Below are 22,287 nucleotides of genomic sequence, written 5' to 3' on the forward strand. Positions count from 1 at the left end.
CCCCGGGCTGCTCGGGACGGCCGGTGGGCGGGGTGGCGGGCTGGTCTGTCACGTCTGCCATTGTCCTCGATCCCGGCCGCGCCAGCCCACCCAGGTCAGTCGCCGGCGACCCTGAGCAGCTCGATGCGCAGGCTGCCGGGCGCATAGCCCTCGACGGTGAACTCCAGCTCGTCGCCGGGCCGCAGCGCGTGATCCAGCGAGCCCAGCATCGGCTGGGAGACGGCCTGGTCGGTCCAGCTGGACCACCACCCGTCGGCCGGGATGCCCACGCTGCGCAGCCCGGGGGGGTCCGTCGATGCGGACCCGTCCCACGCCCTCGCTGCTGATCCGCATCGCCACGGTCCGGTCGGTCGTGGTCAGCGTGGCCCGACCGTCGACGAAGTCCTCCAGGTCCACCGACGCCTCGACCTCGGTCCCCTCGGGGAAGGTCCAGGTCAGGGGGTCCTCGTCCTGCGGCAGCGGGGTCGCCGCGGCGAAGTCGAAGTCCTCGTAGGGCACCGGCACGTAGGCGCTGAGCACCCCGGTCACTTCGGTCCCTTCGGTCCCCTCGACGCTGGCCATCACCGGCCCCGAGGTGGTCGGCATCCCGCCGTCCAGGGTCCGGGTCAGTGTCAGGTTGAGCAGGGCGAGGTCGACGTCCCCGCAGCTGAGCCCGTGCTGGACCGGGTCGCCACCGACGCTCACCGAGGCCAGGGGGATGGAGCCGAGCGCACCGGGACAGGCCACGGCCCAGGCCGCCTCGGTCCCGGTAAGCTCGTCCGGGACCTGCAGGTCGTGGAAGGCCCCGTCCGTCGGGACGTTCCAGGTCGCCGCGCGGCGGAACCCGCCGAACCACTCCGGCATGCCGGCGGCGTCGGTGGAGGGCGCGATGGCCTCGGGGGCCGGGCCGGTGCCGGTCACGGCGACCTGCCACTCCTGAGTGCCCATGACCGGCTGCACGGCGATCTGGACCGTCCGCTCCTGCCTGGCGGCCGGGAGCAGCTCGTCCGGCAGCTCCAGCGTCCGCCGCTGGCCCGGGGTGAACACCTGCCACCCGAGGTCCCGCAGCTCCGGGTCCTGGCGGCGCCAGTCGGCCTCGGCGTCCAGGTCACCGTCGTCGGTCACCCAGACACCGTCCACCTGCACGCGCAGCACGCCCGGGCCCGCGGCCCACAGGTCGAGCTGTGAGTCCGGCCCGAGCCTCACGGTGCGGACGTGCATCTGTCGCACGGTCGTCCCCTGCGGGTCCTGGACCTCGGCCTGGGGTGCGACGGGTCCGACCACGACCGCGTCCGCAGGCAGGGATGGGGGCTCGGGGGGAGCGTCCGGCCGGGGCGGGAAGGGATAGGTGCTGCGCGCCGCCTCCTCGTAGACCGCCACCACGGCCCCGCCGTCCCGGGGCACGTCACCCTGCCAGGTGGCGGCCAGCTCACCGGCATCTCCTGCCGGAGGAAGGGGCAACGGTATGCCGCTCCCGTCACCTCCCGCGCGCGGGAGGCAGGGGACCGCGACGCCGCTGTCCTCGAGCACCAGGCTCGGCGGCCGGACCGCAGGGTCGTCCGCGGCAGGCCCCTCGTCGCACCACATGACGATGTAGCGCTGTCGCTGGTTGAACGGCTCGGGGTCGGGGACCTGCACGGTGCCGCCAGCCGAGACCTCTGCCGAGTCGAGCAGGGCCAGCCCGGCCGCGGCCGGAGGAGGCGCGCCGTCGGTGAGCAGCCACTCGCCGGAGGCCGGCCGGTCCTGCTCGCCGGCCGGTGCGCGGTCGAGGGCACCCGGGTCGGGCAGCCCCTGGACCGCGACAACGCCGACGACGGCCGCGGCGGCGACGGCAGCCGCATAACCCCAGCGTCGTCGGGTGCGTCGCGCCCGCCGGTCCTCGGTGAGCTCCGCGAGCAGGTCGGCCGGAGCCGGTGCGGGGTGCTCGTCGGCCATCTCCTGCAGGGTGGTGCGGAGGTCCTCGATCGTGGGTGCCATGTCACTTCCCCCTGTCGTCGGCGGGGACGGCGTCGTCCGCCAGGTCTGAGCTGATGCGCAGGGCCTCCAGGGCCCGCGCGTGGTGGGACTTGACCGTCCCGACCGCGATCCCGAGGGTGCGGGCGGTGTCGGCCTCGGTCAGGTCGTGGAAGTAGAGCAGGACGACCACCGCCCGCTGCTGCGGCGGCAGGGCCCGCACCGCGGCGGCCAGCGCGAGCCTGGTCTCCGGATCGGTGCCCCCGGTCGACGGGCCCACGGGGCCGACGCTGCCGGTGGTCCCGTGCTGCTCGGGCAGGTGCTCCGTGGGGTGCTCGCCGTGCCAGCGCCGGCGCCTGGAGGAGATGAACTCCCGCACCAGGATGGTCCGCACGTAGGCCACGGGCTGCTCGGTGACCCGGTCCCACGCGCCCCACGCCTTGAGCAGGGCCTCCTGGAGCAGGTCGTGCGCAATGTGCGGATCGCCCGTCAGCAGGAGCGCGGTCCGGTGGAGAGCACCGCTGCTGCCCACGACGAATTCGGTGAACGTCGCTCGTCCGTCGTCGGTCATCGTCACCCCTTCCCTTCACCCTGGTCGACGCGACGGGGCGAGGGGATGGTTGTCACGACCGACGAGATCCTCAGATCTGCGGACCGCCGAAGGGGGTGATGGCCGGGCCGCGCACCCCTGCCGCGTCGAAGGCGCGCTTGGCGCGCTCGCGGATCTCTCGGGGTATGCCGTACTGCTCACCCGGGCGGCACTTGGCGAAGATGCGCATCGTCATGGTCCCGCCCGAGACCGACTCGACGCCGGCGACCGAGGGGGTGTCGATGAGCTTGTCGGCCCAGGCCTCGTCCCGGGCGACCTCCTCGACCACCTGGCCCAGCAGAGCGGCCACCCGCTGCGGGTCCTCGTCGTAGGCCACGGGAATGTCGATCGTGGCCAGCGCCCAGCCCTGGCTCTTGTTGCCGATCCGCACGATCTCACCGTTGCGGATGAACCAGACCACCCCGTTGGCGTCGCGCAGCCTCGTCACGCGCAGGGTCACCTCCTCGACGGTGCCCGTCGCCTCGCCGGTGTCGATGACGTCGCCGACGCCGTACTGGTCCTCGATGATCATGAAGACCCCGGACAGGAAGTCCTTGACCAGGGCCTGGGCGCCGAAGCCCAGGGCGATGCCGCCGATGCCGGCCGAGGTCAGCAGGGGCGCCAGCGGCAGCCCCAGCTCGGCCATGACCGTCAGCAGCGCGATCGCGGCGATCGAGAAGGTCGCCAGGCTGCGCAGGATCGATCCCAGGGTCAGGGCGCGCTGGCGGCGGCGCTCCTGGTTGGAGCCTGTGGCGGCGTGCAGGACGCGCTCGATGCTCGAGCGCTCGTGCTTGTCGGCCCGCTCCACCGCGTTGTCCACCACGGTGCGGATGGCGCGGTGCACGATCCACCGGAGCACGACGGCACCGAGGAGGATGAGGACGATCCGCAGGGGCGGTCCCATCAACCACTCGACCGTGGAGTCCCAGGAGGAGAAGGGGGAGGCGAGCTGCTGCATACCCGCCATTGAACCCGCTCGCCGCGCCACGATGGTGGAGGTGGGCCCGAAGCCTGCCAAACTAGGACGAGTTGCACCCGAACCCGACCGTGCTTCCCGCGACCACCTGTGAACGCCGTCCGAAAGGCCGTTGCCCCGTGACCGAACTGACCACCCGACTGTCCGAGCTGGCCGCCGCCCACGGCGTGGCCACCGAGTTCTGGGACTGGCAGGGCCGGCACACGCAGGTGCCTGCCGAGACGGTGCTGTCCGTGCTGGCCGCGCTGGGTGTCGCCGCCGGCAGCGAGGAGGAGATCGAGGCCTCGCTCGCGGCGGCGGAGAAGGCGCCCTGGACGCGCGTCCTGCCGCCGGTCGTCGTCGCCGTCGAGGGCACCGCCCCCGAGGTGCCGGTGCACCTGGCCAAGGGCACCGCCTTCGACGCGCGCCTGGTCCTGGAGGACGGCGGCGTGCAGGAGCTCGACGCGCTCCCGGGGCGGGAGACCCGCGAGGTCGGCGGCGTCGAGGCGGTCCGCATCCAGCTCGACCTGCCCGAGGACCTGCCGCTGGGCTGGCACTCGGTGCAGGTCCGCGTCGGTGACGCCCGCCGGACCATGCCGCTGGTGGTCACCCCGGCCGCCATCGCGCTGCCCGAGGCGCTCGCGGGGGAGGGCGCCCAGAGCTGGGGGCTGATGACGCAGCTCTACGCCATGCGCTCCACCGAGTCGTGGGGGATGGGTGACCTGGCCGACCTCGGCGACGCCGGGGCGTGGGCCGCCGGGTTGGGCGCCGACTTCGTCCTGGTCAACCCGCTGCACGCGGCCGAGCCGGTGCCGCCGATCGAGCCCTCGCCCTACCTGCCGACCAGCCGCCGCTTCGTCTCCCCGCTCTACATCCGGGTCGAGGACGTGCCGGAGGTGGCCTACCTGTCGGCCGCCGAGCGTCAGCTGGTGGAGTGGCACGCCGACGACGCCCGCCGCTACCTGGACCTGGAGTTCCTCGAGCGTGACGCGGTGTGGCTGGCCAAGGAGGCCGCGCTGCGGATGATCTTCAAGCAGCGTCGATCGCTGCGCCGCCAGCGGTCCTTCAACGCCTACGTCGAGCGGGAGGGCCAGGGCCTGGTCGACTACGCGACGTGGTGCGCCCTCTGCCAGGTCCACGGCACCTGGTGGCGGCAGTGGCCGGAGGAGCTGCAGGACCCGCGCAGCCGCGAGGTCGAGGCCTTCCGCGAGAAGATGTCCGAGGAGGTCGAGTTCCACTGCTGGCTGCAGTGGATCCTGGACGACCAGCTCGGCCGCGTGCAGCGTGACCTGCTCGACACCGGGATGGCGCTGGGCGTCATCTCCGACCTGGCCGTGGGTGTGCACCCCGACGGCGCCGACGCCTGGGGGCTGGGCGACGCGCTGGCGCGCGGTGTGACCGTGGGTGCGCCGGCGGACCAGTACAACCAGCTCGGCCAGGACTGGAGCCAGCCGCCGTGGCGTCCCGACAAGCTCGCCGAGCTGGGCTATGCCCCCTACCGCGACATGGTGCGCGCGGCGCTGCGCGACAGCGGAGGCCTGCGCGTCGACCACGTCATCGGTCTGTTCCGGCTGTGGTGGATCCCGCAGGGCGCCAAGCCCTTCCAGGGGACCTACGTGCGCTACGACCACGACGCGATGATCGGCATCCTGCTGCTGGAGGCCCACCGCGCCGGCGCCGTCGTCGTCGGTGAGGACCTGGGCACCGTCGAGCCGTGGGTCCGTGACTACCTCGCCTCGCGCGGGGTGATGGGCACCTCGATCATGTGGTTCGAGCGCAACTGGGACACCGACGGCAGCCTCGTCGACCCCGAGGAGTATCGCGAGCTCTGCCTGGCCACCGTCACCACGCACGACCTGCCGCCGACCGCGGGCTATCTCGAGGGCGTGCACGTCGAGCTGCGTCACCGGCTCGGGCTGCTCGAGCGGTCGCTCGAGGAGGAGCAGGCCACCGACGAGAAGTCCCGCCAGGAGGTGCTGGACGACCTCGTCCGGCGCGGGCTCCTGCGCGAGGGTGCCTCGGTGCCCGAGCAGGTCGAATCCCTGCACGTCTTCCTGACGCGCACCCCGGCCAAGCTGCTCGGCGTGAGCGTGAGCGACCTCGCCGGCGACAAGCGCGTCATCAACCAGCCCGGCACGGACGAGGAGTACCCGAACTGGCGGGTCCCCCTCGCCGGCCCCGACGGCTCGCCCGTGATGCTGGAGGAGCTCTTCACCTGGCGCTCGGCCCGCCGCCTCGCCCGCGCCGTCAACCAGTCCGACTGACCCTCTCGGGCGTGTTCCCCGCTCCGCGGGGAGGATGAGGTATGACGTGGACGCGCGGCGTGGTGGGAGTGCTCGAGCTCCCCGACGGGAGACTCGTCCGGGGCCGAGAACGCCGTGACGGTACGGGAGGCGAGTTGGCCGAGTGGACACTCACGCTCGCCGGTCGTCCGGTCGACCCCTCCTTCCCCGGTCGCGAGCTGCGCTGGCGTGACTTCGGTGTCCCCAGCGATACCGAAGACGCGGTCCAGGCTCTGACTGAGGCCTGGGAGAGAGCGGCGACCCAGAGGGTCGAGGTGGTATGCGCAGGGGGGAACGGCAGGACAGGCACCGCGCTCGCGGCTCTCACGATCCTGGCGGCCTCGAGCTCAGGGCGACCGCTGTCCGGTGACGACGCGATCAGGTGGGTGCGTGCCGCATACCGTCGGCGTGCGGTCGAGACCCCAGGTCAGCGGCGCTGGCTCCGAGAACTGGCCGGAGAAGGACTGCGCTGAGCTGCGGGTGTCGGGCCGCGGCAACCACTGGACGCGCTCGGTCGCCCGCAAAACAACCACAAGGCGCGCCCGGTGGCTGTCAGAACAACCAAAGGACGCGCCTGGTGGTAGGGGGGAGCGCGCGGTGCGTCGTCAGTGGGTGGCGTCGACCGCCTGAGCCTTGAGGGCGCGGGCGACGGCGTCGCGGTTCTCCGAGACCGTGCGGCGCAGCGAGTGCGACACGTCGGGGTGGGAGTCGAGCCAGGACTGCGAGGCGTCGAGCAGACGCTGGGAGGCGGCGGGCAGGGGGTAGAAGCCCACGGCCAGCGACTCGGCGATGTGGTGGGTCCGCTGCGACCAGACCTTCTCGATCACCTCGTGGTAGCGGTCCACGTAGGGCTCGAGCAGCGCGGTGTCGTGCACCCAGCCGAAGCCGAGCCCCATCGCGGCCAGCACCGAGTTGGACAGCCCGTCCTGCTCGACGGCGGCCACCCAGGCAGCCTCCTTGGCCTCCGGGGTCGGCACCGAGGCGCGGGCGCGGGCGGCCTTCTCGCGGCCGGTCGCCGTGTTGTCCCGCGCCTGCTCGTCGGCGATCTCCGCCTCGCCCGCGGCACCGGCGGTGACCTGCGAGGTCAGCAGCGTCCAGCGCATGTCCTGGTCGAGCTCGAGACCATCCAGGACCTCCGAGCCCGACAGCAGCGCCCCGACCCGGGCCACGTCGGCCTCGGAGCGGGCCAGCGCGGCCCACGCGGTGACGAGCTGCAGCTGGGCGTCCGACCCGGGCTCGGCCGACTCGGCGGCCGAGCGCAGCCCGGCGGCCAGCTCGGCCACGACCCCGGCCCGGTGGGCCGGCGCGGTGTAGGTCAGCGCGGCCGTGGTGACCTGCTGGATGAGCACCCGCAGCAGGGTCGAGTCCGTCTCGCCCGGCAGCGCCTTGAGCACCAGCCGCACGTAGTCGGTCGCGGCCATCTCACCGTCGCGCGTCATGTCCCACGCCGCGCCGAGGCACAGCGACCGCGGCAGCGAGTCCTCGAAGGCACGGATGTGCTCCAGCGCGGTCGCCAGGGACTTCTCGTCCAGGCGGATCTTGGCGTAGGCCAGGTCGTCGTCGTTGACCAGCAGCAGGTCGGGCATGGCCTCGCCGACCAGCTCCTCGACCGCGGTCCGCTCGCCGTCGACGTCCAGCTCGACCCGCCTCACGCGCCGCAGCACCCCGCCGTCGAGGGCGTAGGCGCCCACGGCCAGCCGGTGCGGACGCAGGGTCGGGTGCGACTCGGGCGCCGTCTGCACGATCTCCAGCGACTCGATCCGCCCGTCGGCCCCGACCGAGACCTGCGGCGCGAGGGTGTTGACCCCGGCCGTCTCTAGCCAGACCTTCGACCACTGCGACAGGTCGCGGCCCGAGGTGGCCTCGAGCTCCACGAGCAGGTCGGCCAGCGTGGTGTTGCCCCACGCGTGCTTGGCGAAGTAGGCCCGCAGCCCGTCACGGAAGGGCTCGCGCCCGACATAGGCCACCAGCTGCTTGAGCACCGAGGCGCCCTTGGCGTAGGTGATCCCATCGAAGTTCACCTCGACGGCGGCCAGGTCGACCATGTCGGCGGCGACCGGGTGGGTGGAGGAGAGCTGATCCTGGCGGTAGGCCCACGCCTTCTCGGCCGTCCCGAAGGTCGTCCAGGCGTCGGTCCAGCGGGTCGCCTCGGCCTGGCAGGCCGTCGAGCTCCACTCGGCGAACGACTCGTTGAGCCACAGGTCGTCCCACCACTTCATGGTCACCAGGTTGCCGAACCACATGTGCGCCAGCTCGTGCAGGATCGTCAGCGCGCGCCGCTCCACGATCGCCTCGGTGACCTTGGACCGGAAGACATAGGCCTCGACGATGGTCACGCACCCGGCGTTCTCCATCGCGCCCATGTTGTACTCCGGCGTGAAGATCTGGTCGTACTTCGTGAACGGGTAGGGCTGGTCGAACTCCTCCTCGAAGAAGGCGAAGCCCTGCTTGGTCACCTCGAGGATGTTGTCCGCGTCCAGGTGCGGGCGCATCGAGCGGCGGCAGAAGACGCCCAGCGGCACCTCGCCCTTGCGGGTCGTGACCGAGTCGCGCACCACGTCGTAGGGGCCGGCCACCAGCGCGGTGATGTAGGAGGAGATGCGCGGCGTCGCGGCGAACTCCCACAGCGCCACCTCGCCGCCGTCGACGTTGCCCGCCTCCGGCGCCGGCTGCGGCTCGGGGGTCGGCTCGTTGGAGATGACCTGCCAGTGCGCCGGCGCGGTGACCCGGAAGGTGAAGGTGGCCTTGAGGTCGGGCTGCTCGAACACCGCATACATCCGGCGGCTGTCGGGCACCTCGAACTGGCTGTAGAGGTAGACCTCGCCGTCCGCGGGGTCCACGAACCGGTGCAGGCCCTCGCCGGTGTTCATGTAGGTGCCGGTCGCGGCCACGGTCAGCTCGTTGTCGGCCGCCAGGTCGCCCAGCGCGATCCGGCCGTCAGCCCACACCTTCGCCGGGTCCAGCTCGCGCCCGTTGAGCACGACCGACTCGACCGAGCTGCCGACGAAGTCGATCCACGTCTCCGCCCCGGGCTGCGCGCAGCCGAAGCGCACGGTGCTCGTCGTCGCGAAGGTCTCCGCGCCGGTCGTCAGGTCCAGCGAGACCTCGTAGGACTCGGTGGAGATGAGGGAAGAACGCTGAGTCGCCTCGTCGCGCGTCAGGTTCGTGCCGGGCATGCGGTGCCTCCTGGTCGGGGTTCGTTCGGCCGGGTGTTCTGGTCCGCGGCCCGGTCCAGGGTATGCGGTTCGGCCGCGGTGCGCGCATTCCTCACCCGGGTGCGACGATGGGGCCTATGACCGCACACACCTCTGGAAGCGGCGCGGGCACCCGCGCCGAGCTGTTCTTCGACCCCGCCTGCCCGTGGGCGTGGATGACCTCCCGCTGGATGATGGAGGCCGCGCAGGTCCGCGACCTCGACGTGACCTGGTCGGTGATGAGCCTGTCCGTCCTCAACGAGGGCCGTGACCTCGACGCCGACTACCGCGCCTTCAACGACGGCGCCTGGGTCGGTCCCCGCTCGATCATCGCCGCGACCAAGGACCTGCCCGAGGACGAGGCCAACGAGCTGCGCAAGAAGATGTACGACGCCTACGGCCAGCGCATCCACCTCGACGGCCGGGGCACCTCCGACTACGTCGCGCTGGCGACCGAGGTCGTCGAGGAGCTGGGCCTGGACCCGGCCATCGTCGAGATCGCCCAGGGCGAGTCGGTCGACGCCGAGCTGCGGGCCAGCCACCAGCGCGCGATGGACCTGGTCGGCGACGACGTCGGCACCCCGGTGATCTCCGTCGACGGGGTCGCCTTCTTCGGGCCCGTCGTCACCCCGGCCCCCAAGGGCGAGGAGGCCGGCCGCCTCTGGGACGGCTGCGTCCTGGTCGCCGGCACCCCCGGCTTCTTCGAGCTGAAGCGCACCCGCACGCAGGGGCCCGACTTCAGCTGAGCGCCGCACAGCAGCAGCACCTAGCCGCAGCACCGCATACCCCAGGAGATCCGGGCCGACGGCCCGGGACGCACGACCCACAGGAGCAGATGACATGCGTGTCCACATCGGCGGCGACCACGCGGCCTTCGAGATGCAGCGCGACCTCGTCGCCTGGCTGGCGCAGGAGGGGCACGAGGTCGTCGACCACGGCCCGACCGAGTACGACGCCCTCGACGACTATCCCGTCTTCGTGCTGCGGGCCGCCCAGGCCGTGGCCCAGGACGAGTCCAGCCTCGGCATCGTGCTCGGCGGCTCGGGCAACGGCGAGCAGATCGCGGCCAACAAGGTCGCCGGCGTGCGCGCCGCGCTGGCCTACAACCCCGAGCTGGCCCGGCTGGCGCGGGAGCACAACGACGCCCGGGTCGTGTCGATCGGCGCCCGGATGCACACCCTCGAGGAGGGGCGGGAGATCGTCCGGATCTTCCTCGGGACGCCCTTCTCGGGCGAGGGTCGCCACCAGCGCCGCATCGACATGATGACCGCCTACGAGGAGGACGGCACGCTCCCGCCGCTGCCGTGACGTCGGCGCGCCGGGCAGCAGCGGCGCGACGGACAGCGCGAGACCCGGGCACCCACGTGGGTGCCCGGGTCTTCGTGCGCCTGGGTGAGCCGGGCTCAGGCCTCCGGGCGCGGGTCGGCCGGCGTGGTCGGGTCGACGGGCTCGGCCGGGTCCGCGGGCGCGACGGGGTCGGTCGCGAAGTCGTCCTGCTTGCCGTCCAGGGCGTCGAGGCGCTCGCGCAGCTGGTCGCCGCCGGCGTCGATCTGCTCACCGAAGCGGCCGCCGGTGCGGTCGTCGATGAAGGTGCCCGCCTGGTCGATGCCCTGATCGATGCGGTCGGCGTGCTGGTCGATCGCGCCCTCGACCTTGTCGCCGTGCTGGGCGTAGGTGTCCTGCGCCTTCTCGTCCAGCGTCGTGTTGTCCATGACCTCGTCGAGCTTCGCCTTGGCCTTGTCGAGGAAACCGCTCATGGATCTGTCGTCCCTTCGTCGTGGATCTGGTGATCGTCGATCGTTGCTGGCCCGGTGCCGGGCCCTGCATGAAAAAGCCCACCACAGGTGCCCGTGCCTGTCGACCGATAGGCCGTTGACCTGCGGCGATGTGGCTCGGGCGGTGCGTCGTCGGTCAGTCGACCAGGTCCCAGGTCACCTCGACGGAGACGACGACCTGATGGTCGGCCGCCTCGACGGTGGGGGAGGAGAAGGCCGCCACCCGCGCGTCGGCGGTCGCCATCGGCCGAGGACTGCCGGCGTCGCCTTCCCGCACCTGCCGCACGGCACCCAGGCGCCTGCCCGCGAGCCGTGCGTGCTGCTCGGCCCGGGCCTGAGCGTCGGCGAACGCGCGGTCGCGGGCCTGCGCCGTCAGCTCCACGGTGTCGGCCAGCTCGGGCCGCAGCCCGTTGACGCCCAGCGCGTTGCCGACGACCTCCGACAGGCGCCGCACGACCTCGCCCGCGTCGTTCGGTCCGGGGGAGCGCACCTGGAGCTGCTGGTATGCGGTGTGGCCCACCTGACGCCCGTGGTTGTCGTGCCTGGGGTGCAGGCCCAGGCCGTGGGTGCGCACCGACATCTCCGGCAGCGCCTGGTGGGCGGCGCCGGAGGCGGACGTCAGCGCGTCGAGGGCCTCGGCCACGGTCGCTCCGTGGCCCTCGAGCTGCAGGTCCAGGACCAGGGTGTCGGGGGCGGCGGCCGCGGTGCCCCTGCCCAGGACGACGACGGTGTCGGTGGAGTTCATGGTGCCGATCGTAGGCCGGTGTGCTGGACTACAGAGGTCCCCATCGCCGGGCCGCCCCAGGGGGGTAGGTCCGGCTTTCCCTGTCACGAGGAGCTCCTCATATGAAGATCGGCATCATCATCGCTTCGGTCCGCGAGGGTCGTAAGGGCGCCAAGGTCGCGGAGTGGGTCCACTCCTCGGCCCAGGAGCGCGACGTCGACTACACCCTCATCGACCTGGCCGAGTTCGACCTGCCCGTCCTGGACTGGGCCAAGGTCCCCGGCGGGGCCAAGAAGCAGTACGACGACGAGAAAGTGAAGGCCTGGAGCGCGGCCGTCGACGAGTGCGACGGCTACGTCATCGTCACGCCGGAGTACAACCACTCCGTCCCCGGCGGCATGAAGAACGCCGTCGACTGGCTCGGCCCGGAGTGGACCGGCAAGGCGGTCGGGCTCGTCTCCTACGGCGCCGAGTCCGGCGTCCGCGCCGTTGAGCACTGGCGCCAGATCATGGCCAACTTCCAGATGGTCGTGGTCCGAGCCCAGGTCTCGATGTCCACCTTCCTGGAGTGGGACGGCGACACCTTCGCCCCCAACGAGCGCCGCCCCGAGGAGCTCACGACGCTGTTCACGCAGCTCGAGAAGGCCGTGGAGCGCCAGCAGTCCTGAACGCGCCCACGCACGAGGTGACGGCACGCCGTATACCTCTCGACGAAGAACGGCCCTCCCGGGTGACCGGGAGGGCCGTTCTCGTGCGCCTGCTGCGCACCGGAGAGCGGGTGACGGGAATCGAACCCGCGTAGCCAGTTTGGAAGACTGGGGCTCTACCATTGAGCTACACCCGCGAGCCTGCTGCGCCCCGCTCGGGCGGGAGTCGCGTGCATGCTTTTTCGGACCGAGCGGTCCGAGGAAGTAGTCTAACCCTCTGGTTGTGGTGCTCCGTGCACGCGATCCACGGGGTATGGCGCAGCTTGGTAGCGCGTCCGCTTTGGGAGCGGAAGGCCGCCGGTTCGAATCCGGCTACCCCGACCACCTAGCATGAAGGTGACTTTCCGCGTCCCCGCGCGGAACCGCATACCCGATCCATCACCCACAACCCTCTGGAGCACCAGCAGTGAAGAGCGCTGTCGAGAACCTGACCCCCACCCGGGTCAAGCTGACCGTCGAGGTCCCCGCCGCGGACCTCAAGCCCCGCCTCGATGCGGCCTACCGGACCATCGGCGCTCAGGTGCAGATCCCCGGCTTCCGCAAGGGCAAGGTCCCCAACCGGATCATCGACCAGCGCTTCGGCCGTGGCGCCGTCGTGCAGGAGGCCGTCAACGAGGCCCTGCCGGAGTACTACACGCAGGCCATCTCCGAGCACGAGATCCGCCCGCTGGGCCAGCCGGAGATCAACCTGACCCAGCTGCCGATGGCCGACGGCGAGGACTTCGCCTTCGAGGCCGAGGTCGACGTCGTGCCCACCTTCGAGGTGCCCGACTTCTCCGGCATCGAGGTCGAGGTCGACCCAGTCACCGTCTCCGACGAGGACCTCGAGACCCGCATGGAGGCCCTGCGCGGCCGCTTCGCCGAGCTCAAGCCGATCAAGCGCAAGGCCAAGACCGGCGACCACGCCACCATCGACCTGTCCGCCAAGATCGGTGACGACGAGATCGACTCCGTCACCGGCGTCTCCTACGAGATCGGTGCGGGCAACATGCTCGAGGGCCTGGACAAGGCGCTGCGTGGCACCAAGGCCGGCGACACCGTCGAGTTCAAGGCTCCGCTGGCCGGTGGCGACCGCGCCGGCGAGGAGGCCGACGTCACCGTGACCGTCCAGGCCATGAAGGAGCGTCAGCTGCCCGAGCTGGACGACGAGTTCGCCCAGCTGGCCAGCCCGCACGACACCCTGGCCGAGCTGCAGGAGGACCTGCGCAAGCAGGCCGAGCAGGGCGCCAAGTTCGAGCAGGGCATCAAGGCCCGCGACCTCGTCCTGGACAAGATGCTCGAGATGGTCGACATCGAGGTCCCGGCCAACCTGGTCGAGGAGGAGGTGCACCGTCACCTGGAGGGCGAGAACCGCCTGGAGGACGACGAGCACCGCGCCGAGGTCACCGAGTCGACCACCAAGGCCATGAAGACCCAGTTCCTGCTCGACGCCCTCGTCGAGCGCGACTCGGTCGAGGTCGACCAGGGCGAGCTCATCGAGTACATCATGATGATGGCCCAGCAGTACGGCATGAACCCGCAGCAGTTCGCCCAGACCATCGACCAGCAGGGCCAGGTCCCCGCGATGGTCGCCGAGGTCGGCCGCCGCAAGGCGCTGGCCTCCGTCCTGGAGCAGGCCAAGGTCACCGACACCGACGGCAACGTCGTCGACCTGGACGAGATCGACCCTGACGGTGACGAGGACGAGCTCGAGGGCGAGAGCGCCGAGTCTGCGGACAGTGCCGACTCCGCCGACAGTGCCGACTCCGCCGACAGTGCCGACTCCGCCGACAGCGCTGACTCGGCCGACTCCGCCCCGTCCGCGGACTCCGCCGACGAGGCCGAGGCTGACGAGGCCAACGAGACCCAGGCGGACGACGTCACCGAGACCGAGGACGACGCGAAGGCCTGATCACCCGCACCGTCGACGAGGGCCCCTGACCGCACCGGTCGGGGCCCTCGCCGTGTCGCGACGGCGCACCACCTTTCCCCGCACCGCGCCTGGGCCATCTCGCACCGCGGCCGGGCCATCTCGCACCGCGGCCGGGCCAACCCCCTCGGCCGGAAACTGAACCGTCAGCCGGAAAGTGAACCGTCGTCCGGTTCTTCCCGGACGACGGTTCACTTTCCGGACGACGGTTCTCTCGAAGCCGGGTGACTCGCTTCTCCTGTGGGCGGGTGACTCCATGGAGGCGTCCCTCGCTGCGCTCAGGGCGAACACGGCCCACCCGCGGGAGTGTGCGGCGGCCCTGGGGCGTTAGGGTCGTTGACAGTTGCCGAAAGACACCGTGATCCGTGGTGGGACGTCGAGTCCGCCGCGGCACAACCCGCAAGAAGCGAGGGATCGACGCATGACGCACGAGCTCACCCCGACCATGGCCGAGCGCCCGCTCGCCGGCCTGGACGACCAGATCTACAACCGCCTCCTCAAGGAGCGGATCATCTTCCTCGGCTCCGACGTGCGCGACGACAACGCCAACGCGATCTGCGCCCAGCTGCTGCTGCTGTCCGCGGAGGACCCCGAGTCCGACATCTGGCTCTACATCAACAGCCCCGGCGGCTCGGTCACCGCGGGCATGGCGATCTTCGACACCATGAAGTGGATCCCCAACGACGTCGCGACCGTCGCGATGGGCCTGGCCGCCTCGATGGGCCAGTTCCTCCTCTCCGCCGGCACCCAGGGCAAGCGCTACGCCACCCCGCACGCCCGCGTGATGATGCACCAGCCCTCCGGCGGCATCGGCGGCACCGCCTCCGACATCAAGATCCAGGCCGAGCAGATGCTGCACATCAAGAGGCAGATGGCCGAGCTGATCGCCGAGCACACCGGCCAGAGCGTCGAGCAGATCGAGAAGGACTCCGACCGCGACCGCTGGTTCACCGCGCAGGAGGCCAAGGAGTACGGCTTCGTCGACCACGTCTACGAGAGCGCGGGCGACGCGCCCAAGCCGGCCGACGCCTGAGCGAAGAAGAGAGAGAAGCTGACATGACCCAGCCCATGAACCCCTACGCCGGTGGCGCCTGGATGAGCGCCGGCCAGCACGGCCGCCTCGCCGTCCCGTCCCCGAGCAGCCGCTACATCCTGCCGCAGTTCGAGGAGCGCACCGCCTACGGCACCAAGCGCCAGGACCCCTACACCAAGCTCTTCGAGGACCGCATCATCTTCCTCGGCGTGCAGGTGGACGACGCCTCGGCCGACGACATCATCGCCCAGCTGATCGTGCTCGAGTCCCAGGACCCCGACCGCGACATCCTGATGTACATCAACAGCCCCGGCGGCTCCTTCACCGCGCTGACGGCGATCTACGACACGATGCAGTACATCAAGCCCGACGTGCAGACCTTCGTCATCGGCCAGGCCGCCTCGGCCGCCGCGGTGATCCTCGCCGCCGGCGCCCCCGGCAAGCGCTTCGCCCTGCCCAACGCGCGCGTGCTCATCCACCAGCCCGCGCTCATGGGCGGCGACTACGGCCAGGCCTCCGACATCGAGATCCAGGCCAACGAGGTGCTCCGCATGCGCACCTGGCTCGAGGAGACCTGGGCCAAGCACTCCGGCCGCACCGCCGAGCAGGTCCAGAAGGACATCGAGCGCGACAAGATCCTCACCGCGGCCGAGGCCAAGGACTACGGCCTGGTCGACGAGGTGCTCGTCTCCCGCAAGGCGTCGCTGGACGACTGAGGCTCAACTGCTGCCTCCGGTATGCGGTGCAGCATCTGACCGAGGCCCGTCACCTCTCGGAGTGGCGGGCCTCGGTCGTTCCCGGTCCCGCCCGGGGTTCCGCTGAGAGCGGACAGGGGGCAACACGCCTCTGCCCTCAGCGCAAAAGGCTGCCGTCGGGACGCCGCGCAAGGTAGCGTCGGGGTCATGGCGCGAATGGGTGAGAGCAGCGAGCTGCTGAAGTGTTCTTTCTGCGGAAAGAGCCAGAAGCAGGTCAAGAAGCTGATCGCGGGCCCGGGCGTGTACATCTGTGACGAGTGCATCGACCTGTGCAACGAGATCATCGAGGAGGAGCTGGCGGAGTCCAGCGACCTCGGTCTCGGCCAGCTGCCCAAGCCGCGCGAGATCTTCGACTTCCTCGAGCAGTACGTCGTGGGCCAGGACCCCGCCAAGCGTTCGCTCGCCGTCGCGGTCTACAACCACTACAAGCGCATCCAGGCGGGGGAGAGCCGCGGGGGCGAGGACGCGGTCGACATCGCCAAGTCCAACATCCTGCTCATCGGCCCGACCGGCTGCGGCAAGACCTACCTGGCCCAGACGCTGGCCCGGATGCTCAACGTCCCCTTCGCGATCGCCGACGCCACGGCGCTGACCGAGGCCGGCTACGTCGGCGAGGACGTGGAGAACATCCTCCTCAAGCTCATCCAGGCCGCCGACTTCGACGTGAAGAAGGCCGAGACCGGCATCATCTACATCGACGAGATCGACAAGATCGCCCGCAAGAGCGAGAACCCGTCGATCACCCGCGACGTCTCCGGCGAGGGCGTGCAACAGGCGTTGCTGAAGATCCTCGAGGGCACGGTGGCCTCCGTCCCGCCGCAGGGCGGCCGCAAGCACCCGCACCAGGAGTTCATCCAGATCGACACCGGCAACGTGCTCTTCATCGTCGGCGGTGCTTTCGCCGGCATGGAGAAGATCATCGAGGCGCGCACCGGCAAGCAGGGGTTGGGCTTCGGCGCCGAGCTGAAGTCGGCCAAGGACGCCAACGAGCAGTTCGCCGAGGTCCTGCCGGAGGACCTGATGAAGTTCGGCCTGATCCCCGAGTTCATCGGCCGCCTGCCGGTCATCACGACCGTGACCCCGCTGGACCGCGACGCCCTGGTCAACATCCTCACCGAGCCGCGCAACGCCCTGGTCAAGCAGTACCAGCGGATGTTCGAGATCGACGGCGTGGAGCTGGAGTTCGAGGACGACGCGCTCAGCGCGATCGCCGACCAGGCCTTGCTGCGCGGCACCGGTGCCCGTGGCCTGCGCGCCATCCTCGAGGAGGTGCTGCTGCCGGTGATGTTCGACGTCCCCTCGGACGAGGAGATCGCCAAGGTCGTCATCACCCGCGAGGTCGTCCTGGAGAACGTCAACCCCACCATCGTGCGCCGTGACGTGCAGCGCAAGCGTCAGCAGCGCAAGGAGAGCGCCTGACCGCTGGCGCCTGACCCTTGGGGCGCCACGGACTGTCGGCCACGGCCGCTAGCCTCAAATGCATGACATACGCCAACGTGGGCACCCTCGGTGCCGCCCCCGGCCGCCGCGACGAGCTCGTCGCCATCCTGACCCGACCCAGCGCGGACCTCGAGGGCGCCGGCTGCATCCTCTACGAGGTGGGCGTCAACGACGAGCACCCCGACACGGTCTTCGTCGCCGAGCTCTGGACCTCCGCCGAGGCGCACCAGGCCTCCCTCCAGCTGCCCAGCGTGCGCGCAGCGATCAGCGAGGCGATGCCGCTGCTCTCCGGCGAGATGGGCGGCCACGGCTTCGAGGTGGTCGGCTCGCCGCTGCGCGGCTGAACGCGCCGGCAACCTGCCCGACCCGTCGACCTGCCCGTCCCGTCGACCTGCCCGTCCCGTCCACCTGTCCGACCCACCGACCCACCGACCTGTCGACCTGCCCGTCCCGTCGACCTGCCCGTCCCGTCCACCTGTCCGACCCACCGACCCACCGACCTGTCGACCTGCCCGACACGCCGAGCTGCCCCGCCCTCGGCAGAGGAACCCCGGGTTGCGCTGCGAGATCGCCTTGGTCGACGTGGATTTCCCCGCACAACCCGGGGTTGGGTCAGCACAACCCCGGGGTCGGGTCAGCACAACCCGGGGTTGGGTCAGCGGACGGACTGCTCGCCGCGCCCCCGCCAGAGCAGATAGCCCACCAGCCCCAGCACGACCACGAAGAGCCCCACGAGACCGGGGAGGGCGCCGAGCGCGGTCGAGGTGCGGAGCAGGAGGAGGCCGGCGAGGCCCCATACCCCGAGGGTGATGGCGGACACCACGCCGACCCGGGCGGCCCACGTGCGAAGGACCTCGGGCGGGATGATCGCCTGGGGCGGGGTCGAGGCGCACAGGGACGCGGCGGTGTGCGTCAGCAGGAGACCGAGGGCGGCCGGCAGCAGCCCCCAGTGCCAGGTCTGCTCGACCGAGGCCCACCAGATGCCGACCGCGACGGTCAGGCAGAGGCTGGGCGCGATCGCGTGGGGCTGGACGACGGCGAAGACGGCCGTGGTCGTGAAGAGGATCCCGCTGGCCCACCCGCCACCACCTGCGGCGAGCAGCCCGACGAGATAGAGCACCGCGCCCACGAGGATGAGCGCGCGCACGCGCAGGTGGGACCGGCTGGCGGTGCGCAGGTCCACGACGAGGTCGGCGATCTCCCTCACGTCACGATCTCCCTCACGTCACGATCTCCCTCACGTCAACCGCCCCTTCCGGCCGCGACGTCCCAGCTCGCGCAGGACGACGTCGAGGCTGCCGGGGCCGAGCCAGGGCACCACGGCGACGCCCTGGGCGCGGATGGCGCGGATCTCGCGGTCGCGCTCGAGCATCCGGATCCGCCAGGCGGTGCGGGCCAGCGGGTCCTTGTCGGTGCTGTCCACGACGTCACCGGCCTCGGGGTCCACGAGGGCGTCGATGACCACCACCGACAGTCCCCGGCTGGCCAGCGTGGCGGCCTGGGTGAGCGCGTCGGGGGAGACCAGGGCCGAGATCATCACCACCAGGGTGCCCTCGGAGACGCCGAGGTGGATCCGCTGGGCATCGGTCTTGTCGTCCACCGAGGGCACGATCCGGCTGAGCGTGTCCAGGATGCGCACGCCGTGGCGCTTGCCGGTGCCGGTGGGCACGGTCAGCGGCGTCCTGGCCGAGAGCACCCGCAGGCTGACCCGGTCGCCCTGCTGCAGGAAGTGCTCGGCCACCGCAGCCCCGGCCCGGACCGAACGGTCCAGCGAGCTCGGCCGCCCGTCGACCCCGTCGGAGACGCCGAGGTCGTAGTGGGCGTCGACCAGCACCGCGACGTGCGTGTCCTCGTCGGCGTAGCTGGAGGTGACGTAGAGCTGACCGTCGCCCCGCGTCGACCTGGGCCAGTGGATCCGCCGCAAGCGGTCACCGACCTGGAAGGGCCGCAGCGTCGCGAACTCGCTGCCCTCCCCGGGACGCGCCGAGCGGTGCATGCCGACCAGGCCGCGCGGGTGCGGGGCACCGGCGGAGGAGTCGAAGGCGATCGGCGCGGGCAGCGTCCGCAGGCCGAGGGGCTCCAGGGCTACCGGGCCCCAGCGGAAGGACCCCCACGGGCTGACGGCCGCCACCTGGACCGGCCCGACCCGGCGCACCCCCCACCGGGTGAGCCGCACGCCGATCACCAGCCGGCGCCGGCCTCCCTCGAGCGGCCCGGCCGCCGGGACGACCGTGCTGGCCCGGTGGAGGACGACACCGTCCTCGTCCTCGACCTTGCGTCGCGACTCCAGCGGGACGGCCTCGACATAGGGCGCGGGTGAGATCGCCGCGGCCATCAGGTCGGCGTGCTCGACCGGCTCGACGTCGGCGACGGCCAGGGCCTGGTCACCCTCGCGGACCTGGCTGTGCGAGAGCACGAAACGGCGGGACGGGAGCTGGGATGGACGGGTCACCACGCTCCAGGCCAGGACCACCGCCAGCGGGCTGATCAGCACCAGCAGGTCCGGCCGGCGGGTCAGCACGGCGATGGGGGCGACGAGCAGCACCGCCCCGACCACGCGGACCATCGCCGGGGTCGGCGCCCACCGGTCGCCGAGCTGGACGCTCACGACGAGCGCGGCGTGGGGTCAGAGCCGTCGGACGTCGAGGTGACCGGCGTCGAGGCGCCGGTCCGCGAGCCCGGGACCGGCACCTGCCCCAGGACCGCGTCGACCACGGCCGCGCCACCGGTGTCGGACATCCACAGCTCGGGCTTGATCGAGATCCGGTGGTCCAGCACCGCGTGCGCGACCGCCTTGACGTCCTCGGGGGTGACGTAGTCGCGGCCCTTCACCACCGCATACGCCCTGCTGGTGAGCATGAGCGCGAGCGAGCCGCGCGGCGACGCCCCGACGAGGACCGCCCGGTGGCGCCTCGTCGCGGCCGCCAGCTCGACGCAGTAGCGGGAGATGTCGTCCTCGACCGGGATGGTCTCGACCGCGTCCTGCATCGCCTCCAGCCCCGCGGCGTCGGTGACGGCCTCCAGGTGCTGGTCCTCGGTCTGCCGGGCGACGCGTCGGCGCAGCACGTCCCACTCCTCCTCGGGGCTGGGATAGCCGAAGGACACGCGCATGAGGAAGCGGTCGAGCTGGGCCTCGGGGAGGGGATAGGTGCCTTCGTACTCGACCGGGTTGGCCGTCGCCAGCACGTGGAAGGGCTGCGGCAGGGCGAAGGTCTGCCCCTCGACGGTGACCTGGTGCTCCTGCATCGCCTCCAGCAGCGCCGACTGCGTCTTGGGGGGCGTGCGGTTGATCTCGTCGGCCAGCAGCAGCCCGGTGAACAGCGGCCCCTGGCGGAAGGCGAACTCGCCGGCCTTCTGGTCGAAGACGAAGCTGCCGGTCAGGTCCGAGGGCAGCAGGTCGGGGGTGAACTGCGCCCGGGTGAAGTCGAGGCCGAGGGTCTGCGCGAACGACCTGGCGGCCAGGGTCTTGCCGAGCCCGGGGAAGTCCTCCAGCAGCACGTGCCCGCGGGACAGGATCGCGGTCAGGACCAGCGTGAGGGCCTCGCGCTTGCCCACGACGGCCTGCTCGACGCGGTCGAGGACCTGGGCGGCGCGCTCCGCGACGCCGGCGACGTCGAGGGTGGTCCCGGGCTGGGTCTGGGGGTCCTGCTCGGTCATAGCTTCTCGATTCCTTCGATGGCGGTATGCAGCATGGCTCGGTTGCGTCGTCGGGTGCCGCTGGGGGCGGTGGTCAGGTAGCGCCACAGGTTGGGGTCGACCGCGGCCTGCGCGCGCTCGGGCTCGGCGTCCAGGTCGATGTCGTGGATCGAGCGGAGCCGCTCGGCCGTGATCTCCCGCAGCAACGGTTGGATCGCGTCGGTGCGGTCGTCCCGCTCGATGGCGTCGCGCAGGTCGCGCCGCAGCCGGATCAGGCGGTAGTCCATCGCCGACGGTGGGGTCGACTCCTGGCGCGGGGTGGAGGCCCAGTAGGCCCGTTCGGCGACAGCGCCGGTCCGGGTGAGGGCCCAGGGCACGAGCGCCAGCACCACGGCCGCGAGCAGGACGAGCAGCACGGCCTCGAGCACGGAGTGGCGCAGCGAGCCCAGGTAGTAGAGGCCGGCGCCGATGGCCACGCCCACCCCGAGGAGGGGCAGGACGGTGCTGCGCTGGTCGCGGGGGATGAGGGGGGCCCGGCTCACCGCTCGGCCCCCTCGCGACCGGCCTCTTCCCGCCCGGCCCCTTCCCGCTCGGCCGCCTCGCGCTCAGCCTGTTCGCGCTCGGCCTTCTCGCGGGCCTCCTGCTCGGCCTGGACGCGACGTCGCAGGTCGGCGTGGATGCGCTCGAGGGCGTTCACGGCCATCAGCCGCTGCTCCTCGCTGACCGCGTGCCGGGAGAAGCGCGCCTCGCGGTAGGCCTCGGACAGGGCGGTGATGGAGGCCGGGTCCACCTGCCAGCGGTTGAGCACCCGGGCGGTGAGCTCGGCGGCGGTCTCGCTGCGGTCCCGCTCCAGGCCGGAGCGCTGGACGGCCTCCTCCAGGGCGACCCAGCAGGCGACCACGCCGTTGCGGGGGTCACCCTCGGACAGCGCCCGGTAGCGGACGTCGTCGCTGGTGGCCTCCAGCAGCGCGACGAGCTCGTCCTCCTCGGCGAGGGCGCGCCGCTCCTTCTCCTCCAGACGCTGCCGGGATAGCCACCGCAGCAGGAGCAGCAGCGTGGTGAGCACGCCCGCGAGGAAGACCCCGAGGATCAGCCGGAGGAACCAGTCGGCAGGGTCGGCGAGCTCGTCGTTCTCGGGCAGCTCCTCGGACTCCGTGACCTGGGGGGTCTCCTCGGGCAGCTGCGGGAGCCAGCCCTCGGTCGCCCTGGGCGGGCCCCAGGTGCCCTGCGGCTCGCTGACCAGAGGGGCACACTGGCTCGAGCTCCACACCAGGACGCCGAGGCCGAGGACGGCAGCGACCAGCGCGATGACGATGGTCGTGCTGCCCCGGTGCATGGGCCTCACCCTATGCGGCG

At 71.6% G+C, this 22,287-nt stretch carries 21 protein-coding genes and 2 tRNA genes; 11 read left to right on the plus strand and 12 right to left on the minus strand.

What is annotated here, in order from left to right:
• Positions 1-48: 48 nt before the first annotated feature.
• From ACTMMA_RS01145 to ACTMMA_RS01155, 3 genes are all read right to left on the minus strand, one after another.
• The gene (locus tag ACTMMA_RS01145) at positions 49-1,956 is read right to left on the minus strand and encodes a hypothetical protein (RefSeq protein ID WP_441188256.1); all 1,908 of its coding nucleotides are present in this window, start codon (positions 1,954-1,956) and stop codon (positions 49-51) included.
• Position 1,957: 1 nt separating this feature from the next.
• Positions 1,958-2,503, minus strand: coding sequence for a SigE family RNA polymerase sigma factor (locus ACTMMA_RS01150; RefSeq protein WP_441188257.1), 546 nt, complete (start codon positions 2,501-2,503; stop codon positions 1,958-1,960).
• 70 nt (positions 2,504-2,573) lie between these two features.
• A complete protein-coding gene (locus ACTMMA_RS01155; RefSeq protein ID WP_441188258.1) occupies positions 2,574-3,479 on the minus strand; it encodes a mechanosensitive ion channel family protein in 906 nt (301 codons plus the stop codon).
• Between the two features lie 137 nt (positions 3,480-3,616).
• Here ACTMMA_RS01155 and malQ point away from each other — a divergent pair, with 137 nt between their 5' ends.
• Complete coding sequence (gene malQ, locus ACTMMA_RS01160) at positions 3,617-5,740, plus strand: 4-alpha-glucanotransferase (RefSeq protein ID WP_441188259.1); 2,124 nt, start codon at positions 3,617-3,619, stop codon at positions 5,738-5,740.
• Positions 5,741-5,781: 41 nt separating this feature from the next.
• Positions 5,782-6,231 carry a protein-tyrosine phosphatase family protein gene (locus ACTMMA_RS01165; protein ID WP_441188260.1) on the plus strand — a complete coding sequence of 150 codons (450 nt, stop codon included), beginning with the start codon at positions 5,782-5,784 and terminating at the stop codon, positions 6,229-6,231.
• Between the two features lie 132 nt (positions 6,232-6,363).
• Here ACTMMA_RS01165 and pepN read toward each other — a convergent pair whose 3' ends face one another.
• Entirely contained in the window at positions 6,364-8,934 is a 2,571-nt protein-coding gene (pepN, locus tag ACTMMA_RS01170) for an aminopeptidase N (protein ID WP_441188261.1), read from the minus strand.
• Between the two features lie 116 nt (positions 8,935-9,050).
• Between pepN and ACTMMA_RS01175 the strand changes: the two genes are divergently transcribed.
• Together ACTMMA_RS01175 and ACTMMA_RS01180 are read left to right on the plus strand one after the other, a co-directional pair.
• Positions 9,051-9,698 carry a mycothiol-dependent nitroreductase Rv2466c family protein gene (locus ACTMMA_RS01175; protein ID WP_441188262.1) on the plus strand — a complete coding sequence of 216 codons (648 nt, stop codon included), beginning with the start codon at positions 9,051-9,053 and terminating at the stop codon, positions 9,696-9,698.
• Positions 9,699-9,792: 94 nt separating this feature from the next.
• Positions 9,793-10,260 carry a ribose-5-phosphate isomerase gene (locus ACTMMA_RS01180; RefSeq protein WP_441188263.1) on the plus strand — a complete coding sequence of 156 codons (468 nt, stop codon included), beginning with the start codon at positions 9,793-9,795 and terminating at the stop codon, positions 10,258-10,260.
• Between the two features lie 95 nt (positions 10,261-10,355).
• Here ACTMMA_RS01180 and ACTMMA_RS01185 read toward each other — a convergent pair whose 3' ends face one another.
• Together ACTMMA_RS01185 and ACTMMA_RS01190 are read right to left on the minus strand one after the other, a co-directional pair.
• Positions 10,356-10,709 carry an antitoxin gene (locus ACTMMA_RS01185; RefSeq protein ID WP_441188264.1) on the minus strand — a complete coding sequence of 118 codons (354 nt, stop codon included), beginning with the start codon at positions 10,707-10,709 and terminating at the stop codon, positions 10,356-10,358.
• 154 nt (positions 10,710-10,863) lie between these two features.
• Positions 10,864-11,472 carry an SIMPL domain-containing protein gene (locus ACTMMA_RS01190; protein ID WP_441188265.1) on the minus strand — a complete coding sequence of 203 codons (609 nt, stop codon included), beginning with the start codon at positions 11,470-11,472 and terminating at the stop codon, positions 10,864-10,866.
• A gap of 101 nt (positions 11,473-11,573) precedes the next feature.
• Here ACTMMA_RS01190 and ACTMMA_RS01195 point away from each other — a divergent pair, with 101 nt between their 5' ends.
• Positions 11,574-12,119 carry an NADPH-dependent FMN reductase gene (locus tag ACTMMA_RS01195; protein ID WP_441188266.1) on the plus strand — a complete coding sequence of 182 codons (546 nt, stop codon included), beginning with the start codon at positions 11,574-11,576 and terminating at the stop codon, positions 12,117-12,119.
• Positions 12,120-12,224: 105 nt separating this feature from the next.
• Here the strand turns inward: ACTMMA_RS01195 and ACTMMA_RS01200 are convergent.
• A tRNA-Gly gene (locus tag ACTMMA_RS01200) sits at positions 12,225-12,295 on the minus strand.
• 110 nt (positions 12,296-12,405) lie between these two features.
• Between ACTMMA_RS01200 and ACTMMA_RS01205 the strand changes: the two genes are divergently transcribed.
• The 6 genes from ACTMMA_RS01205 (at position 12,406) to ACTMMA_RS01230 (ending at position 17,639) form a co-directional block, all read left to right on the plus strand.
• Positions 12,406-12,482 (plus strand) — tRNA-Pro (locus ACTMMA_RS01205).
• Between the two features lie 82 nt (positions 12,483-12,564).
• On the plus strand, positions 12,565-14,049 hold the full coding sequence (tig, locus tag ACTMMA_RS01210; protein ID WP_441188267.1) for a trigger factor: 1,485 nt from the start codon (positions 12,565-12,567) through the stop codon (positions 14,047-14,049).
• 439 nt (positions 14,050-14,488) lie between these two features.
• Positions 14,489-15,100: an ATP-dependent Clp protease proteolytic subunit gene (locus ACTMMA_RS01215; protein WP_441188268.1), complete on the plus strand. Its 612-nt coding sequence runs from the start codon at positions 14,489-14,491 to the stop codon at positions 15,098-15,100.
• A gap of 62 nt (positions 15,101-15,162) precedes the next feature.
• Complete coding sequence (locus tag ACTMMA_RS01220; protein ID WP_441188437.1) at positions 15,163-15,816, plus strand: ATP-dependent Clp protease proteolytic subunit; 654 nt, start codon at positions 15,163-15,165, stop codon at positions 15,814-15,816.
• 186 nt (positions 15,817-16,002) lie between these two features.
• Positions 16,003-17,274: an ATP-dependent Clp protease ATP-binding subunit ClpX gene (clpX, locus tag ACTMMA_RS01225; protein WP_441188269.1), complete on the plus strand. Its 1,272-nt coding sequence runs from the start codon at positions 16,003-16,005 to the stop codon at positions 17,272-17,274.
• 62 nt (positions 17,275-17,336) lie between these two features.
• Positions 17,337-17,639 (plus strand): putative quinol monooxygenase, encoded by a 303-nt coding sequence (locus ACTMMA_RS01230; RefSeq protein WP_441188270.1) that lies wholly within the window; start codon positions 17,337-17,339, stop codon positions 17,637-17,639.
• 311 nt (positions 17,640-17,950) lie between these two features.
• Here ACTMMA_RS01230 and ACTMMA_RS01235 read toward each other — a convergent pair whose 3' ends face one another.
• Genes ACTMMA_RS01235 through ACTMMA_RS01255 form a run of 5 tightly spaced genes read right to left on the minus strand, consistent with a single transcriptional unit; the run spans position 17,951 to position 22,267 of the window.
• Positions 17,951-18,502 carry a hypothetical protein gene (locus ACTMMA_RS01235; protein WP_441188271.1) on the minus strand — a complete coding sequence of 184 codons (552 nt, stop codon included), beginning with the start codon at positions 18,500-18,502 and terminating at the stop codon, positions 17,951-17,953.
• Between the two features lie 30 nt (positions 18,503-18,532).
• Positions 18,533-19,903: a DUF58 domain-containing protein gene (locus ACTMMA_RS01240; RefSeq protein ID WP_441188272.1), complete on the minus strand. Its 1,371-nt coding sequence runs from the start codon at positions 19,901-19,903 to the stop codon at positions 18,533-18,535.
• On the minus strand, positions 19,900-20,952 hold the full coding sequence (locus tag ACTMMA_RS01245; RefSeq protein WP_441188273.1) for an AAA family ATPase: 1,053 nt from the start codon (positions 20,950-20,952) through the stop codon (positions 19,900-19,902). The genes ACTMMA_RS01240 and ACTMMA_RS01245 overlap by 4 nt, the downstream gene beginning before the upstream one ends.
• A complete protein-coding gene (locus tag ACTMMA_RS01250; RefSeq protein ID WP_441188274.1) occupies positions 20,949-21,473 on the minus strand; it encodes a hypothetical protein in 525 nt (174 codons plus the stop codon). The genes ACTMMA_RS01245 and ACTMMA_RS01250 overlap by 4 nt, the downstream gene beginning before the upstream one ends.
• Positions 21,470-22,267: a DUF4129 domain-containing protein gene (locus tag ACTMMA_RS01255; RefSeq protein ID WP_441188275.1), complete on the minus strand. Its 798-nt coding sequence runs from the start codon at positions 22,265-22,267 to the stop codon at positions 21,470-21,472. The genes ACTMMA_RS01250 and ACTMMA_RS01255 overlap by 4 nt, the downstream gene beginning before the upstream one ends.
• Between the last annotated feature and the right edge of the window lie 20 nt (positions 22,268-22,287).

Origin of the sequence: Ornithinimicrobium panacihumi, from assembly GCF_052073805.1 — a bacterium.
Taxonomy (GTDB): Bacteria; Actinomycetota; Actinomycetes; order Actinomycetales; family Dermatophilaceae; genus Ornithinicoccus; species Ornithinicoccus panacihumi.